General features: G+C 44.8%; 14 protein-coding genes and 2 tRNA genes. 9 read left to right on the top strand and 7 right to left on the bottom strand.

Going from position 1 to position 16,637, the window contains the following annotated elements:
- Positions 1 to 54 precede the first annotated feature (54 nt).
- From B7P33_RS17630 to B7P33_RS17615, 4 genes are all read left to right on the top strand, one after another.
- The gene (locus B7P33_RS17630; RefSeq protein WP_097443524.1) at positions 55 to 900 is read left to right on the top strand and encodes a transketolase; all 846 of its coding nucleotides are present in this window, start codon (positions 55 to 57) and stop codon (positions 898 to 900) included.
- Between the two features lie 18 nt (positions 901 to 918).
- Positions 919 to 1,875 (top strand): transketolase family protein, encoded by a 957-nt coding sequence (locus B7P33_RS17625; RefSeq protein ID WP_097443523.1) that lies wholly within the window; start codon positions 919 to 921, stop codon positions 1,873 to 1,875.
- 37 nt (positions 1,876 to 1,912) lie between these two features.
- Complete coding sequence (locus B7P33_RS17620; RefSeq protein WP_097443522.1) at positions 1,913 to 2,530, top strand: outer membrane beta-barrel protein; 618 nt, start codon at positions 1,913 to 1,915, stop codon at positions 2,528 to 2,530.
- A gap of 175 nt (positions 2,531 to 2,705) precedes the next feature.
- Positions 2,706 to 4,166, top strand: coding sequence for a serine hydrolase domain-containing protein (locus B7P33_RS17615; protein ID WP_141402508.1), 1,461 nt, complete (start codon positions 2,706 to 2,708; stop codon positions 4,164 to 4,166).
- 160 nt (positions 4,167 to 4,326) lie between these two features.
- Here the strand turns inward: B7P33_RS17615 and B7P33_RS17610 are convergent, their stop codons facing one another.
- On the bottom strand, positions 4,327 to 5,295 hold the full coding sequence (locus B7P33_RS17610; protein WP_097443520.1) for an FKBP-type peptidyl-prolyl cis-trans isomerase: 969 nt from the start codon (positions 5,293 to 5,295) through the stop codon (positions 4,327 to 4,329).
- 116 nt (positions 5,296 to 5,411) lie between these two features.
- Here B7P33_RS17610 and B7P33_RS17605 point away from each other — a divergent pair, with 116 nt between their 5' ends.
- Both B7P33_RS17605 and B7P33_RS17600 read left to right on the top strand, forming a co-directional pair.
- On the top strand, positions 5,412 to 5,789 hold the full coding sequence (locus B7P33_RS17605) for an RNA-binding S4 domain-containing protein (RefSeq protein ID WP_097443519.1): 378 nt from the start codon (positions 5,412 to 5,414) through the stop codon (positions 5,787 to 5,789).
- Positions 5,790 to 5,931: 142 nt separating this feature from the next.
- A complete protein-coding gene (locus B7P33_RS17600; RefSeq protein WP_097443518.1) occupies positions 5,932 to 6,429 on the top strand; it encodes a phosphoribosyltransferase family protein in 498 nt (165 codons plus the stop codon).
- On the opposite strand, the gene B7P33_RS17595 is transcribed toward B7P33_RS17600, so the two are convergent.
- On the bottom strand, positions 6,418 to 6,933 hold the full coding sequence (locus B7P33_RS17595; protein WP_097443517.1) for a shikimate kinase: 516 nt from the start codon (positions 6,931 to 6,933) through the stop codon (positions 6,418 to 6,420). The genes B7P33_RS17600 and B7P33_RS17595 overlap by 12 nt on opposite strands.
- Before the next feature lie 351 nt (positions 6,934 to 7,284).
- Here B7P33_RS17595 and B7P33_RS17590 point away from each other — a divergent pair.
- The 3 genes from B7P33_RS17590 to B7P33_RS17580 all read left to right on the top strand — a co-directional run bounded on the left by B7P33_RS17590 (position 7,285) and on the right by B7P33_RS17580 (position 8,917).
- A tRNA-Lys gene (locus B7P33_RS17590) sits at positions 7,285 to 7,357 on the top strand.
- A 73-nt stretch (positions 7,358 to 7,430) separates the two neighbouring features.
- A tRNA-Leu gene (locus tag B7P33_RS17585) sits at positions 7,431 to 7,514 on the top strand.
- Between the two features lie 152 nt (positions 7,515 to 7,666).
- Positions 7,667 to 8,917 (top strand): NAD(P)/FAD-dependent oxidoreductase, encoded by a 1,251-nt coding sequence (locus B7P33_RS17580; RefSeq protein ID WP_097443516.1) that lies wholly within the window; start codon positions 7,667 to 7,669, stop codon positions 8,915 to 8,917.
- 4 nt (positions 8,918 to 8,921) lie between these two features.
- On the opposite strand, the gene B7P33_RS17575 is transcribed toward B7P33_RS17580, so the two are convergent.
- The 5 genes from B7P33_RS17575 to B7P33_RS17555 form a co-directional block, all read right to left on the bottom strand.
- Positions 8,922 to 9,662 carry a 3-keto-disaccharide hydrolase gene (locus B7P33_RS17575; protein ID WP_245871829.1) on the bottom strand — a complete coding sequence of 247 codons (741 nt, stop codon included), beginning with the start codon at positions 9,660 to 9,662 and terminating at the stop codon, positions 8,922 to 8,924.
- Positions 9,663 to 9,762: 100 nt separating this feature from the next.
- On the bottom strand, positions 9,763 to 10,326 hold the full coding sequence (locus B7P33_RS17570; RefSeq protein ID WP_245871828.1) for a TlpA family protein disulfide reductase: 564 nt from the start codon (positions 10,324 to 10,326) through the stop codon (positions 9,763 to 9,765).
- Complete coding sequence (locus B7P33_RS17565) at positions 10,323 to 10,877, bottom strand: TlpA family protein disulfide reductase (RefSeq protein ID WP_097443515.1); 555 nt, start codon at positions 10,875 to 10,877, stop codon at positions 10,323 to 10,325. The genes B7P33_RS17570 and B7P33_RS17565 overlap by 4 nt, the downstream gene beginning before the upstream one ends.
- A gap of 245 nt (positions 10,878 to 11,122) precedes the next feature.
- Positions 11,123 to 13,393 (bottom strand): aconitate hydratase, encoded by a 2,271-nt coding sequence (locus tag B7P33_RS17560; protein WP_097443514.1) that lies wholly within the window; start codon positions 13,391 to 13,393, stop codon positions 11,123 to 11,125.
- A 194-nt stretch (positions 13,394 to 13,587) separates the two neighbouring features.
- Positions 13,588 to 16,365, bottom strand: a complete 2,778-nt coding sequence (locus B7P33_RS17555; protein WP_097443513.1) for a bifunctional aconitate hydratase 2/2-methylisocitrate dehydratase — start codon at positions 16,363 to 16,365, stop codon at positions 13,588 to 13,590.
- Positions 16,366 to 16,637: the final 272 nt, after the last annotated feature.

Raw genomic sequence — 16,637 nt, 5'->3', positions numbered from 1 at the left:
TTTGTACAGGCCAAAGATTGCGGTTACTTTTGGCGCGGATTTAAATGACTTAACATGCCCAATTTGCAAGAATTACAGGATCTTACGCAACAGGTAAGACGGGATATCGTGAGGATGGTACACAAGGTCAATTCGGGTCACCCCGGAGGATCGTTAGGATGTGCCGAGTTTTTCGTTGCCTTATACAACGAGGTAATGGAATTGAAGGAAGGTTTTGATATGGACGGCCATGGGGAAGACCTGTTTTTCCTTTCCAACGGGCATATCTCCCCGGTTTTTTACAGTGTATTGGCCCGTAGGGGTTATTTTCCGGTAGACGAACTAAACACCTTTCGTTTGTTGAACTCCCGTTTACAAGGTCACCCTACCACCCATGAAAAGCTACCTGGGGTACGCATAGCCTCTGGTTCACTTGGGCAAGGTATGTCGGTTGCCATTGGCGCTGCCCAAGCCAAAAAATTGAACGGCGACGACCATTTGGTCTTTAGCCTACATGGCGACGGGGAATTACAGGAAGGCCAAAACTGGGAGGCCATTATGTATGCCGCCGGTAAAAAGGTCGATAACTTGATCGCCACGGTAGACTACAACAAACAACAAATAGACGGTTCTACCGATCATGTATTGCCGCTAGGTGATCTTAAAGCCAAATTCGAAGCTTTCGGCTGGGAGGTATTGGAAGTTGCCCAAGGTAATGACCTACAGGCCGTAATCGATGGATTGAACCAAGCCAAAGCCCTCACCGGAAAAGGCAAGCCCGTATGTATTTTAATGCATACCGTAATGGGTAATGGGGTCGATTTTATGATGCACACCCATGCTTGGCACGGTAAGGCCCCCAACGACGAACAATTGGCCACCGCCTTGGCACAAAACCCGGAAACCCTGGGCGATTATTAATATTTTGAACTAGACAAGATGAAAAAATATATAGATTCAGGTAAAAAAGACACACGAAGCGGATTTGGTGCCGGTTTGGCCGAATTGGGGAGAACGAACCCGAACGTGGTCGCCCTTTGTGCCGATTTGATCGGTTCCTTGAAAATGGATGAGTTCATCGCCGAAAATCCGGAGCGTTTTTTCCAGATTGGGATTGCCGAGGCCAATATGATGGGCATCGCTGCTGGTTTAACCATTGGTGGTAAAATTCCGTTTACGGGTACTTTCGCGAATTTCTCTACGGCTCGTGTTTACGATCAGATCCGTCAATCTATCGCTTATTCGGGTAAAAATGTAAAAATCTGTGCTTCGCATGCCGGAATTACCCTAGGTGAAGATGGTGCTACCCACCAGATCTTGGAAGACATCGGCTTAATGAAGATGTTGCCCCATATGGTGGTTATAAATCCGTGCGATTATAACCAGACCAAAGCGGCCACCTTGGCCATTGCCGAATACGAAGGCCCAGTATACTTACGTTTTGGTCGTCCCAAAGTAGCCAATTTTACCCCTGCCGATCAAACCTTTGAAATCGGGAAAGCCGTAATGCTCAGCGAAGGTACCGATGTTACCATCGTAGCTACCGGCCATATGGTTTGGGAAGCCCTTATCGCTGCCGAAGCCTTGGAAGCCAAAGGTATTTCTGCCGAGGTAATCAACATTCACACCATAAAACCCTTGGACGATGAAGCCATACTAACTTCTGTTAAGAAAACAGGCTGTATCGTTACCGCCGAAGAGCACAATTATTATGGAGGTTTAGGCGAAAGTGTAGCCCGTGTTTTGGCTACCCAGCACCCCACCCCACAAGAATTCGTGGCTACCCAAGACACCTTTGGAGAGAGTGGTACCCCGGCCCAATTGATGGAAAAATACGGTATTGATCATACTGCTATCGAAAAAGCAGCGTTAAAAGTATTGGATAGAAAGCAGTAAAAGGCTTTCCATACCATAATCCTTAAACGCAAAACACATGAAAAAAGTACTGTTTACCATGGCTTTGGCCTTGGTTTCTACCGTGGCCATGGCCCAGTCTAAATCCGGATTCGGAATCAAGGGCGGCTTAAACTATGCCAAAAACGGGGATTTAGTCTCTCAAGTAGAAGATGCTGCCAACGATATTTTTAAATCTGAGAACGATATAGGGTATCATATTGGTGTATTTTACAAATTAGACCTTCCTATTGTTTTTGTAAAGCCTGAATTGGTGTACACCAACACCAAGAGTAAGTATAGTGATTCTGGAGTTGACGCAGAATACAATGTTTCAAAAATCGATCTACCCGTCTTGGCTGGTATTGGTCTGATTGGCCCCTTGGAAGTATTCGCCGGCCCATCGTTCCAATATATTTTGGATAATGATTTAGATGTTGATGGCCTCGAACTACGTGATGTAGAAAACGAAATCAGTATGGGCTTTCAGGTTGGTTTAGGTGTTAGTCTTGGTAAATTAGGCGCCGATGTACGTTACGAGCGTGGTTTTTCTGAAAACGAAGCCGATATCATCGCTGATACTGTCGGTGAAACGGTAGCAGGTAAAATCGACTCAAGACCTTCTCAGATAATTTTTAGCGTGTCTTACAAATTGTAGACCGCAAAAACATAGTAAAGCAAAGCCATCCGGATTCGGGTGGCTTTTTTTTATTGGTTGTATCCATAAAAATCTTTTTGGGCAGCTATTATTGGCCCTTGTTTCCGGTTTATCGCTTGTGAGCTTGCCACATAACAAGCCGGACATCGTCTTTATAGGAAAAATCACTTCTACCATGGGGCCTAAAAATTTCGCCATTGCACTACTCTTGTTATTGAGTTTTTCCTGTAAACAACAAAAGGGAACAAAACCAACAGAACTACCAAAATCCGAAATAGATGCCTATCTGACCCAAGTCATGGAAATGCATAATATTCCCGGATTGGCCCTAGCGGTAATCGACAACAATGGCCTGGTCTACAAAAATCATTTAGGCAAAGCCACTTTAGATCCGCCTACATCAGTAACCGACAGTACCCTATTCCGAATTTTTTCGGCCACAAAACTGATCACGGCCACTGCGGTATTCCAACTTATACAAAATCAAAAGCTAGATTTAGAAGACCCCATTTCAGCATACTTAGACGAGCTACCTTTGCCTTGGCAGTCTATTAAGATCAAACACTTATTGAGCCATTCCTCTGGCCTTCCGGATATGATACGGTACAAAAGCGACCTATCGGACGCCCAATTGCTAGATAAACTGTCCCAAGATACCCTAGAATTTTCCGCTGGCCATCAATTTGCATACAACCAAACCAATTATTGGTTACTCGGTCGCATTATAGAACGGATTACAGGCATGGCATTTGAAGACTACATACTAAACAACCAATTTAATCAGGCAACATCGGGCGTATTGTTTTCTTCGAACTCAAAAGAGACCCTACCGAATAGGGCCGTAAGGTATTATTATAACGAAAAGACCAAATCATTTGAAAACGACATCAACAATAGCGGAACCAGGGGACACGCCGGAAACGGTCTAAATATAACCCTCGATAAATTCATTGCCTGGGATAGCCAACTTAAGAATAACACCTTATTAGAAGAACGCTACAGATCACTTATGTGGTCCCCTTTTTCTTTTTCGAACCAAAAAGACGATTTCCGCCATGGCTGGGGCAACTCCCCCATTAACCAAATAGACTCCTACGGATTTTCTGGCGGCAATTTGGCCGCATATCGTATATTCCCGGAGCATGACACCAGTATTATACTTTTATCCAACGGATATGAAATACCTGCCTACGATATCATCGTAAATGATATTGCCCGCATGGTAATACCAGCCCTAAAATCGAAAAAACCGACCCTCGAATCGCGTGTAATGCAGCATATTCTAAACGATCGATATGATTTGGCCACCGAAACTTTCCAAAAACTAAAAACGGAAAACCCAACATTCGACTTTGAAAACTTAAAATGGAATGTAAACAGTCTGGGCAACTCCTATACTTATGCCAAGAAGTTAGACCAGGCCCTAAACATATTTAAGATCAACGCAGAAGCGAACCCCGACTGGTGGGTTTCTTGGGCAAGTTTGGCAGAAACCAACCAAGCCCAAAAAGACAGTATACAAGCTATTTCCAATTACCAAAAAGCCATCCAATTCAACAAAGACAACCAATGGGGTTATAACGACCAAATGCAGAAGCAAATACAAGCCTTAGAAAAGAGAAATACTTCCGAGTGAAATCCTTGTCATCAAGTTCTGATGACAACCTAAAAATGGCAGCTTCCTAAACGTAGTCAATTAGGTTTCGTATAAAGGGCGAACAACCTCAAAACTAGGCCCAAATCCAGAATAACACTAGAATGTCGTTATTGAAGTAACAGCTAGGTTTCTGCAGGTTTTAGTTATCCTCGGGATCCCTACGGATATCGTAATCCAAATAATCAGGCGTACCGTCGTTATTGGTATCAGGATAAGGGAACAACACATTATTATCTATATCGGTAACCTCGGTACGTGTTGGTTTTAAATCGCCATCGTCATCGGGGTCGATATAATCAGGTAAGATAGCCGCTCGCCTGTCACGTTCGCGTTGTTCATCCGTATTGTCGTCCAGTACATATTCATTCCCATTCAGGTCTTCACGCCAAGTAGGCACACCATCACGATCATGATCAGCCTCGTTCACACTCATCATATCCAATTTAAAAATCAAAGGTGAATAGGCCGGAATCCCGGGTTGCGATGCTCCAAAATAACCCAATGCAGAAGGCATTATGATCATTCCTACACCATAACCATCTACATTAAAGGTACCATCGGGGTTACCGGTCGGATTTACCCCTGCATTAAAAAATGGTAAGGAGGCCGCCATACCGCGTACTACGGTAATACCATTGAACCAAACAGGCACCTCGGTTGCCCCGTCAAAAATACGACCATCTAACAGACTACCTTCGTAACGTACATAGACACTATCACTAAATTTAGGTGCCAAACCCTCCCCTTTCAAGGCTTCTAGGTAGTAGAGTTTATGGTCTACCTCTTCATCTCCGGAAACGGGTGCACCCATTTGATCGGAACGCAACGCGATTATTTTTGTCTTCACTTGCTCGATCAAAGGTTTTTTATCGGCATTAGCCCCTTCGATCTTCCCGATTTTTATACGGTAATCGAATCCAGCAGGTGGGTTTTCGAATTCTTCATAATTATAAAAATGGGTACTTAAATAATCGACTATACTATCGTTATCCACATTTACCTGCTCACTCAATGTCCTTGGGGGAATACTCTCAATACCATCATCATCTTTTTTACAAGACCCTATAACAATAAGCACCAAGGTGGCTAACAGAAAAAACTTTCTCATCAATCTTTTTAATTTACCACCCTTGGCCAAAACGCACGCATTAGGCGGATTTTAAGCGGGCAAGATACAATTTTCCACTATTTTTGTGAGCTACCTTAACAAACATTTTGGTTCTTATGCGAATTGACAAGTTTTTGTGGTGTTTACGCTATTTTAAGACACGTAATATGGGTACCGAGGCCTGTAAAAAAGGCCATGTAAAAATCAATGGTAAAATCATAAAACCTTCACGCGAGGTATATGTGGGCGATGCCATTATACTTCGCAAAAACCAAATCAATTATGAGCTGGTGGTGTTGGACATCCCTAAAAGTCGTGTGGGGGCCAAACTGGTAGACATATATAGAAAAGACACTACCCCGAAAGAGGCCACAGCCCATACCGACCTACTCAAATTTGCCAAAGAGCATTACCGTAAAAAAGGCATGGGCAGGCCTACCAAAAAAGACCGCCGCGATATAGATGATTATCTCGATACTGACGAATCGGAATAAGAACGCAACTAAAGCGGTTTTATAATGCACGGGCTACCACAATAACAAGTCTCTTCAATTCCTTGGCCTGAAAAATCGGTTCCCGGCTTAACTTTTTAGTTCTTACCCCTATTCGCTTTTTACTATAAACTATATTTGTGTTATGGAAAACACCATTCTTAGCCACCAACAGATTCAGCATAAAATTAGACGAATCGCCTATCAGATACTGGAATCCAATGTTTCGGAAGATGAAATAATCTTGGCCGGGATAACCGGTGGTGGTATGGAATTCGCGAAACGATTGGCCAAGGTCTTAAGTGATATCAGTGATGCCACCATAACCCTAGGGGAAGTAAGTATGGATAAAAAGAATCCGTTACAAAGTGGGGTTACCACCAATTTAAGCCCCGAGACCTATACCAACAAACCCCTTGTCTTGGTTGATGACGTCTTGAATTCGGGTTCAACTTTGATTTATGGGGTCCATCATTTTTTACAGGTGCCTTTGCTACGCCTGAAAACCGCGGTTTTAGTGAATCGTAACCATAAAAAATATCCGGTCAAGGCCGATTTTAAAGGCATTTCGCTTTCCACATCACTTCACGAACATGTAGAAGTGGTATTTTCTGAAGGTAACGATAAAGTCTTATTGGAGTAGGTTTCGAATTTCATTGACGATTGCAGCCACCGATTTGTCGTCGCAGTTTATGATATGGGCGGCTTTTCTGTAAAAAGGCCTTCTTTCAAAAAGATGTTTCCCGATAAACTCCCCTAATTCTTCGTCTGCCAAATGGGCTATGAGTGGGCGTTGGGCTTTTTCATGGGTAAGGCGTTCGACCAAGGCAGGAATGGACATGTCCAAATACACAGAGGTAGTGGCATGTTCCAGAATATCGTCCATATTGGTTCCATAACAAGGGGTACCACCACCCAAAGCGAGCACTAGACTATCATTTTGAGCCAAAACGGCCTTAAGGGCACGGCTTTCTTCGCGCCTAAAAAAGATTTCCCCTTTAGCTTTGAACAACTCGGCAATGGCCATACCCTGCTCGGTTTCGATATAGGCATCCAAATCCATAAAATCACATTGCAGGTATTGGGCCAAGGCTTTTCCAATGGTAGATTTACCAGAACCCATATAGCCAAGTAGTACGATTTTCATTCTCGAATTTTATTAGTTGAACTCATTTTTTCGTCCCAATAAAAAAATTAGGATTCGAAAAACAGATTGCAAATTTAGCGCTTTATAAGTCCGGATATATGGGATTATTAAGCAAAGTAAAGATAACCCAGTACAACACCCTACCTATAACCAATTGAATGGCAAACAAATGCACAAACCTACAAGCCTCGTAGCACTATACATAGGGCATTCCCAAGGGTTATGAGGTAAAATTGGATTAAAATGCCGGCTTCTCAAAAAAAATCGAAATAAATTTAAAAAGGCCTTGTTTAAACAAATAATGGTGCTATATTTGCACCCGCAAACGACAAATATGTCACCGCAAAATTCGACTCGATAGCTCAGTTGGTAGAGCATCTCCCTTTTAAGGAGAGGGTCCTGGGTTCGAGCCCCAGTCGAGTCACGAAAAAGTTAAGTTTAGGCTTAACTTTTTTTGTTTATGGATATTTGTGTGCTTACATTTATCCGCTTTCCAAGCCCACGTGGTGGAATTGGTAGACACGCCATCTTGAGGGGGTGGTGTTCGCAAGGACGTGCTGGTTCGAATCCAGTCGTGGGCACAAGGCCATCTTCGGATGGTCTTTTTATTTCACTCTATTCCCATCTTCTGATCCAATATTATCCTGTACCCATTTTCTAAGGCGAGAACCGTATTAAATCTCGGTAACATTTCGTTATTTTGAAGGATAATCCACTTTTTTTTAGTTGAACTATGTCAAAGAAGGTATTGGTTGTGGGCGGAGGCATTATAGGGCTTTCTACCGCCTATTATTTGCAGCAGGAAGGACATCAGGTAACCGTATTGGATAAATCGGGAATGGATGGCGGCGCATCTTACGTTAACGCCGGATACTTGACCCCTAGTCATATTATACCCTTGGCCGCGCCAGGCATGATGGCCCAAGGCATAAAATACATGTTTAACAGCAGTAGTCCCTTTTATATGAAACCCCGATTTGATTGGGATTTTATAAAGTGGAGTTGGCATTTTAACAAGTCGGCCACTAAGGCCAATGTAGAACGCGCCATTCCTTTGATTCGGGACATTAACTTACTAAGCAAAGAACTCTATACCGCACTTTGGGAGTCGAAAGACTTGGGCGAATTCCAATTGGAGAAAAAAGGACTTTTGATGCTGTACAAATCGGAAGCCGAAGGCCTACACGAGAAAGAAGTAGCCGACCGTGCGGCTGCCGAAGGCTTGGAAGTTGCCCTACTAGATAGAAATCAATTAGACCAACTACAACCCAATTTGGTGACGGACATAAAAGGGGCCGTACACTACGAATGTGACGCCCACACGACCCCAGATCAACTTATGGGCAAATTGAAGGACTTTTTGATCCAAGCCGGGGTAACCATTAAAAAAGAGGAAGAAGTTGTAGATTTTAGTGTAAACGGAAGCCAAATCACAGGGATTAGCACCAACAAAGGTGCCTATGCGGCCGATGAAGTAGTCTTGGCAGCAGGATCTTGGAGTTTTCCACTGGCCAAAAAATTAGGATTGAACATACCCATACAGGCTGGCAAAGGCTATCGCATTAACCTAAACAGGCCTACGGCCGTAAAAATCCCTGCTATTTTAATGGATGCCAAGGTGGCCGTAACCCCCATGGCCGGTTTTACCCGTTTTGCCGGTACTATGGAGCTTTCTGGCATAAACCATAACATTATGCGTAAACGGGTAGAAAGTATCGCGAAAGCGGCTAGTGCCTATTACCAAGACCTAAGTATTACCGAGGCCGAAATAGATGCCGCCCAATGCGGATTACGCCCGGTGTCACCCGACGGACTACCCTATATAGGCCGTACCCAAAAGTTCAAAAACCTGACCATAGCCAGCGGCCATGCCATGATGGGGTGGAGTTTAGGCCCCGCCACCGGAAAATTGGTTAGTGAGCTTATCGCAGAAAAAAAGCCCTCCATGGCTTTGGAAGGCTTTTCTCCGGACAGAAAATTTTAATACTTTACAACCTACGTACCCGTACCTTACGGAACCATACGCCCGAACCGTGGTCCTGCAACCCAAGGTAGCCCGAATTGGCTTTACCGTAATCTGGGAAATCTTCCCATTTTCCGCTATTGCGACGTTCTTTCCAATCGTCTGTATATTTATCGAATTCCACGATTTTGGCCCCGTTTAACCAGTGCTCCACTTTACCGTTATTAAAGATAATACGGGTACTGTTCCACTCCCCCACCGGCTTCAGCACTTTTTTGTCGTTGGCCACATGCATGGCATAGTTGGCCCCGGTTTTCTGCCAATCTTCAATGGGATCGGGAAAACCAACATCGTCCAATACTTGATACTCAGCTCCGGTCTGGTAAGGTGAATGATATTTGGTATCTTCTACTACATGATAAAAAACGCCGCTATTTCCTGCTTTGCTGATCTTCCATTCCAGCTCCAGCTCAAAGCTCTCGTATTGTTCGGTAGAAATAATATCGCCACCAACATCACCGGCTTCCCCAAAACACTCGATTACCCCATTTTCTATTTTCCAGTTCGAGGGTAGTTTCTCCATATTATAACCACGCCAGCTACCCGGCTCGGTAAGTGATACCCACCCATCGGTATTGGCCTGGGAAGTTTCTTGGGTGGTCTCGGCAGTTGCGGCTTCCTCTTTAGCCTCTGCCTTTTTTTCGGTCTTACATTGTACTCCCAAAATGGCCAAAAAAGCCATAAGTACGATACCTTTTTTCTTCATTATTTCTATTGGATTTTGGTTTGCCCCCGGAAGATGCGAATTAATCGCCAAAAACCCAAAGACATAAGGGATAGAAAACTAAAAAACCGGAAAGCCATGCTTACTCTTGCAGCAAGCTATCTAATAGTGTCCGCGTTTTTTGACTATTCCAATCAGCCGCCCCCACTTTTCGAACACGTATACTGCCTTTCTTATCTACAACATAAGTAACGGGTATACTTGTAGATTGCAATACTGTAGGAGTTGGTCCGGCCTCATAATATATGGGAAGTTTATACCCTTTTTTGCCCAAGAAGCGTGCTACCTTTTCCCTTTCATCATGGGCCACGAACAACATGGGTACCCGATTACCATAGGCATTGTACAACTCTTGGAAACTGGGCATCTCGGCCACACAGGGCGGACACCAAGTAGCCCAAACATTGATTAGGACCACTTCGCCTTTAAAATCAGTTAAATTGACCCGTTTCCCTTCAATAGTTTGCAAGGGCCAATGATAATCGGATAATGTCTCCCGATCTGCTTCGGCCACTTCAGTAGCTGAGAAGGAAATCAGCCGGTTAACAAAAACCTTAATATGAAAACCCGCTGGGGTAAATAACACCGTCACCATGAACAGCACCCAGAGTAAATTGATCCATTTTTTACGGGTCATACGTATCATTGGGCCAGTAATCGATTTAGTAAATCACGGGTATCCGGGTTGTCCCAATCGGAAATACCCAGTTCATGAACAACGATATCCCCGTTTTTGGCAATTACATAAGACGAAGGTACTTCCTTGGCTTCCACAGGCATTTTGGCCCCTATAATCAAATAGGTCAGTGGGAAGCTAAAGTCGTTCTCTGCCATAAATTCGATGACCGGCTCCCGCTCTTCATTGGTTATAAAGTAAAAGTGGACCCGGTCGCCATATTCGTTATAAAGCTTTTCCAAACTGCGTAATTCTACCTCGGAAGGCAAGCGCCAAGAGGCCCAAAAATTGATAACGACCACCTGACCTTTAGAACGCTCGAAATTAAAAAAGTTCCATTCCGGATCTTTAAGCTGCCAATCATAATCGGTAATCTGCTGCCGTTGCTCCTTAGCGATTTCAGTAGGGGCAAAAGCAAACAGCTGGGTTAAAAAGAGCTTACCGTAGCGCCCCAAGGGGGTCACAAAAAAGGACAGCACAAAAAGTATCAGGAGTAGATTGAGGAGGGTCTTTTTCTTCACGGCATTCGAATTCTTCGTTTCAAAACTAAAAAACTCCTACCAGACGGCAGGAGTTTTTCTGATTTTTAATACGCTTAAGAGCCTGTTTAATTTGTGTTTTTAGAATTTGTTATAGACCATTTTATTGCCAATTGAGGCGTGAAAAACGGAGTTTGGCAGCGCCAAATGAGTATTTTTACAACAAAAAGTGGCGATAAAAGAGCCATAACAAAACTGAAGGATAAAACTTAAACAGGCTCTAAAACCTATGCGTTTTCTTTTTTGATCACATTCAAGGCCGAACCTTCTTTAAACCACTCAATCTGAGAGGCGTTATAGGTATGGTTGGCCAAGATGGTATCCTTGGCTCCGTTACTATGTGCCACCTCAATGGTCAAAGGTTTCCCTGGTGCAAAAGCATCGATATCGATAAAATTAAAGGTATCGTCTTCTTGGATCAGATCGTAATCGGATTCTTGGGCAAAGGTGAGTCCGAGCATACCCTGCTTTTTCAGATTGGTCTCGTGAATACGGGCAAAAGATTTCACTAAAACGGCTGCCACACCCAAATGCCTGGGCTGCATGGCCGCGTGTTCCCTGGAAGAACCTTCGCCATAATTATGATCACCCACCACCAGTGTTTTGATTCCGGCCGCCTTATAGGCCCGCTGTACATCGGGTACACCCCCATATTCGCCTGTAAGCTGATTTTTAACAAAATTGGTTTTCTTATTAAAAGCGTTCACGGCCCCAATCAGGGTATTATTGGCAATATTATCTAAATGCCCCCTATAGCGTAACCAAGGCCCGGCCATGGAAATATGGTCGGTGGTACATTTGCCAAAGGCTTTGATCAGCAGTTTCATGCCCTGTAAACTGGCCGAAGAAATCGGCACAAAAGGCTCCAACAACTGCAAACGCTGCGAATCGGGCGACACCACCACTTGCACATGGCTTCCATCGGCCTCGGGTGCCATAAAACCTGCATCCTCAACAGCAAAGCCCTCCGGAGGCAGCTCGTAACCCCTGGGCTCTTCTAAACGCACTTCCTGTCCATCGTTATTGATAAGCGTATCGGTTACCGGATTAAAATCCAACCGACCAGCAATGGCAATGGCCGTAACCAATTCGGGCGATCCAACAAAAGCCAGGGTGTTCGGGTTACCATCGGCCCGTTTGGCAAAGTTCCGGTTAAAGGAATGCACAATGGTATTTCGGGGGCCACTGGCGGCTTTATCGCCGTAACGATCCCACATCCCGATACAAGGCCCACAAGCATTGGCAAAAACCGTGGCCCCGATTTCATTAAACGTATCGATCAAGCCATCCCGTTCAATGGTGTAACGTACTTGTTCAGAGCCCGGGGTTATGGTAAACTTCGATTTTGTGGTCAGGTTTTTCTGGGCCACTTGCTTGGCCAACGAAGCCGCTCTGGAGATGTCTTCGTAAGAGGAATTGGTACAGGAGCCGATAAGCCCCACTTCTACGTTCAAGGGCCAGTCGTTGGCTTTGGCCGCCTCGGACATTTTAGAAATGGGCGTGGCCAAATCTGGCGTAAAAGGTCCATTTAAATGGGGCTCCAAGGTGCTTAAATCAATTTCAATCACCTGGTCGAAATAGTTTCCGGGATCTGCGTACACCTCTGGGTCGGCTGTCAAGTGCTGTTTTACGTCAAGGGCCGCATCTGCCACGTCGGCCCTGTCGGTGGCCCTAAGGTATCGGTCCATGGAATCGTCATAACCAAAAGTAGAAGTGGTAGCCCCTACCTCGGCCCCCATATTACAAATAGTACCTTTTCCGGTACAGGACATAGCCAGGGCGCCTTCTCCAAAATATTCGATAATGGCACCGGTACCGCCTTTTACGGTTAAAATATCGGCTACTTTGAGAATCACATCCTTTGGGGCGGTCCAACCCGATAGCTTTCCGGTCAGTTTTACTCCGATCAATTTTGGGAACTTCAACTCCCAGGCCATTCCGGCCATAACATCTACGGCATCGGCCCCGCCGACCCCAATGGCCAACATGCCCAATCCGCCTGCATTCACGGTATGCGAATCGGTACCGATCATCATCCCACCCGGGAAGGCATAATTTTCCAAAACCACCTGATGTATGATCCCGGCCCCGGGCTTCCAAAAGCCGATACCATATTTATTGGACACCGATTCCAAGAAATTGAAAACCTCGCTACTGGTTTCATTGGCTCGTTTTAAATCGGTGGCCGCATCTACCTTGGCCTGTATCAAATGATCGCAATGCACGGTTGTAGGCACGGCAACCTTAGGCTTGCCCGCATGCATAAACTGTAGCAATGCCATTTGTGCCGTGGCATCTTGACAAGCCACGCGGTCTGGGGCAAAGTCTACATAATCCTTGCCACGCGTATACACGGTGTTCGGTGTTTTATCCCACAAATGGGCATACAGAATTTTTTCGGTAAGGGTCAAGGGTCTTCCCAAAAGCTCCCGGGCCTTATCAATCCGAGTTCCCATTTGGGCATACACCTGTTTAATCATTTCAATATCGAATGCCATGGTGCTGTTTTTAAGTTATACGTTGATACCAACAAGTTACAAACAATTGTAATACAGGAGATACCCTTGCTATTAAATATAGTTTATACTTCCATTAGGCTTTCTTATGACCTAAACGCCATACATTAAGATGAAGCCAAAAAAAAGCCCTGATCAATGACCAGGGCTTCCCATATTTTACTCGAATTGGCCAATTACATGACCAATTGTTTTTCAGAAGGTTTGAATTTGGTTAAGACAATACCGTCTACGGCCGCCTCATATTCTTCCATAGTCGGGGTTCTACCCAAAATGGTAGACAACACCACAACTGGAGTTGAAGACAACAAGGACTCACCTTTTTTCTCTCCGGTATCCTTCACCACACGCCCTTGGAACAAACGGGTAGAGGTAGCCATTACCGTGTCGCCAGGCTCGGCTTTCTCTTGGTTACCCATACATAGGTTACAACCGGGGCGCTCTAGGTACAGCATATTCTCATATTTGGTACGTGCCGCACCTTTTGGGGCATCGTCATCAAAAACGAAACCTGAGTATTTTTCCAATACTTCCCAATCGCCTTCAGCCTTTAACTCATCCACGATATTATAAGTTGGTGGCGCAACTACCAAAGGAGCCTTAAACACGACTTCTCCCTGCTGGGCTTCGATATTCTTAAGCATCTGGGCCAATATCTTCATATCGCCTTTGTGCACCATACAAGAACCTACAAAGCCAAGATCTACTTGCTTGGTACCTCCATAATAAGACAACGGACGAATGGTATCGTGGGTATAACGCTTGGAAACATCATCGTTATGTACGTCGGGATCGGCGATCATAGGTTCGGCAATCTCGTCTAGATCGATAACCACTTCGGCATAATATTCAGCATTGGCATCGGGCCTTAGGGCAGGTTTTTCACCTGATTTCACTTCGGCAATCCTCGCATTGGCCTTGTCTACCAAGCCTTGAAGAACTTGTTTATCGTTATCCATACCTTTTTTGATCATAATCTCGATACGATCACGTGCGATCTCCAAAGATTCAATCAAGGTTTCGTCTTCTGAAATACAAATAGAGGCTTTGGCCTTCATTTCGGCGGTCCAATCGGTAAAGGTAAAGGCCTGATCTGAGGTCAAGGTACCGATATGTACTTCGATTACCCTACCTTGGAATACATTTTCGCCCCCAAACTGCTTCAACATTTGCTGCTGGGTGGCATGTACTACATCCCTAAAGTCCATATACGAACGCATAGCCCCTTTAAAGGTCACCTTAACCGACTGTGGTATAGGCATAGTCGCCTCCCCGGTAGCCAAGGCCAAGGCCACGGTTCCTGAATCGGCACCAAAGGCTACCCCTTTTGACATACGGGTATGGGAATCACCACCAATGATTATCGCCCAATCGTCTATGGTGATATCGTTAAGTACCTTATGGATCACATCGGTCATGGCGTGATAGTTGCCTTGTGGGTCACGGGCGGTAATAAGTCCGAAATCGTTCATGAACTTCATCAAACGCGGAATGTTCGCTTTCGATTTATCGTCCCAGACCGATGCAGTATGACAACCCGATTGGTAAGCCCCATCTACGATAGGCGAAATAATGGTAGCGGCCATCATCTCCAATTCCTGGGAGGTCATTAAACCAGTGGTATCCTGAGATCCAACGATGTTTACTTCTACACGTGTATTAGATCCGGCATGTAGGGTTTTACCTGGGGTATTGCCCACGGCGTTTTTATTGAAAATCTTTTCGACCGCGGTAAGTCCTTGCCCTTCTACCGAAATCTCTTTCGATGGAGCATACACCTGAGGCACATCTATACCCAAGGTTTTACAGGCAAAGGTCTGTAGTTTTTTACCAAAGACCACGGCATAGGATCCGCCCGCCTTAATAAACTCAACCTTCTGTGGGGTTAAGGCGGTAGAGATATCCTTTAAGGCAACATCGCCATGGTATAGTTTCTTTTCTTTGGTATTGATGGTAAGCACGGTTCCGGTGGCTACCGAATAGGTCTGTTCCAATACTGGTTCGCCATCGGCATCCATAATGGTATTACCGGCTTCATCTTTTTTCTTTACCCAATTTTGCAAGTCGATACCGATACCCCCGGTTACCCCGACCGTAGTCAAGAAAATTGGGGCGATACCATTAGTACCGGCAATTACTGGGGCAATATTGATAAAAGGCACATAAGGGCTCGATGGGATTCCGGTCCACAAGGCTACGTTGTTAACCCCCGACATACGGGAAGATCCCACCCCCATGGTTCCTTTTTCGGCGATAAGCATAATTCGCTTATCCGGATGCTGTTCTTTAAGGGCCAACACCTCTTTTTGCATTTCCTTATTGTGCTCAAAAATAGATTGGCCATGCAATTCACGATCCGAACGTGAGTGTGCATCGGCACCTGGCGACAACAAATCGGTAGAGATATCACCTACTCCTGCGATATAGGTTACCACTTCTATTTTCTCTTCAACCTCAGGTAATTTGGTGAAAAACTCGGCCTGGGCATAGCTTTCGATAATATCCTTGGCCAAGGCACTTCCATTTTCGTAAGCCGTCTTTAACCTATCGGTATCGGCCTCATACAAGAACACCTGGGTTTTTAACACCTTCGCTGCCTGCTGGGCGATATCGGCATCGTCGCCTAGGGCGAGATCTAAAAGCACTTCAATAGAAGGCCCGCCTTTCATATGGGATAATTGCTCAAAAGCAAATTCCGGTGAAATCTCGGTCAAAACGGCCTCACCCAAAATAATCTCTTTTAAAAACTTGGCTTTTACACCAGCGGCACTGGTTGTTCCCGGCAGGGTATTATAGATAAAAAACCGGAGGGAATCTTCACGATCGGCGTTATCGGCATCTTTGATCTGATCGATGATGACACTCAAAAGTGCGGCATCGTCGATAGGCTTGGCATGAAGCCCCTGTTCTTTACGTGATTCAATCTCCTTGATGTAATCCTGATACAAATTCATACGGAAAAAAGGGTATTAAATTGAAAACCCAGTCTGGCCCTTAGAAAGCTAAACCTCATTCCTTGACAAATTTTAGTGAATCTAGGTACAAAGGTTGAAACTCGCATCGTTTGGGACAGGACCATTGCCAAAGTTTTGGAAAACAATGACCCTAAATTGGGTTTTTAGTTTGCAATGCGGCAAAAATACTAAAACCCCCTTGTGCAGTGAAATTTATAAGGCCTTGCCCTACTCAATTTTTAACAATTATAAATAGAATTCGAAATAAATTG

The sequence above is a fragment of the Sediminicola luteus genome (assembly GCF_002514735.1).
Taxonomy (GTDB): domain Bacteria; phylum Bacteroidota; class Bacteroidia; order Flavobacteriales; family Flavobacteriaceae; genus HQA918.
Note: the sequence above shows the minus strand (reverse complement) of the source record. Positions and strands in the feature narration are given on the sequence as shown.

Coding starts and splice junctions, on each gene's coding strand:
- B7P33_RS17630 (WP_097443524.1), top strand. CDS start 55: ATGCCCAATTTGCAAGAATTACAGGATCTTACGCAACAGGTAAGACGG.
- B7P33_RS17625 (WP_097443523.1), top strand. CDS start 919: ATGAAAAAATATATAGATTCAGGTAAAAAAGACACACGAAGCGGATTT.
- B7P33_RS17620 (WP_097443522.1), top strand. CDS start 1,913: ATGAAAAAAGTACTGTTTACCATGGCTTTGGCCTTGGTTTCTACCGTG.
- B7P33_RS17615 (WP_141402508.1), top strand. CDS start 2,706: ATGGGGCCTAAAAATTTCGCCATTGCACTACTCTTGTTATTGAGTTTT.
- B7P33_RS17610 (WP_097443520.1), bottom strand. CDS start 5,295: ATGAGAAAGTTTTTTCTGTTAGCCACCTTGGTGCTTATTGTTATAGGG.
- B7P33_RS17605 (WP_097443519.1), top strand. CDS start 5,412: ATGCGAATTGACAAGTTTTTGTGGTGTTTACGCTATTTTAAGACACGT.
- B7P33_RS17600 (WP_097443518.1), top strand. CDS start 5,932: ATGGAAAACACCATTCTTAGCCACCAACAGATTCAGCATAAAATTAGA.
- B7P33_RS17595 (WP_097443517.1), bottom strand. CDS start 6,933: ATGAAAATCGTACTACTTGGCTATATGGGTTCTGGTAAATCTACCATT.
- B7P33_RS17580 (WP_097443516.1), top strand. CDS start 7,667: ATGTCAAAGAAGGTATTGGTTGTGGGCGGAGGCATTATAGGGCTTTCT.
- B7P33_RS17575 (WP_245871829.1), bottom strand. CDS start 9,662: ATGAAGAAAAAAGGTATCGTACTTATGGCTTTTTTGGCCATTTTGGGA.
- B7P33_RS17570 (WP_245871828.1), bottom strand. CDS start 10,326: ATGATACGTATGACCCGTAAAAAATGGATCAATTTACTCTGGGTGCTG.
- B7P33_RS17560 (WP_097443514.1), bottom strand. CDS start 13,393: ATGGCATTCGATATTGAAATGATTAAACAGGTGTATGCCCAAATGGGA.
- B7P33_RS17555 (WP_097443513.1), bottom strand. CDS start 16,365: ATGAATTTGTATCAGGATTACATCAAGGAGATTGAATCACGTAAAGAA.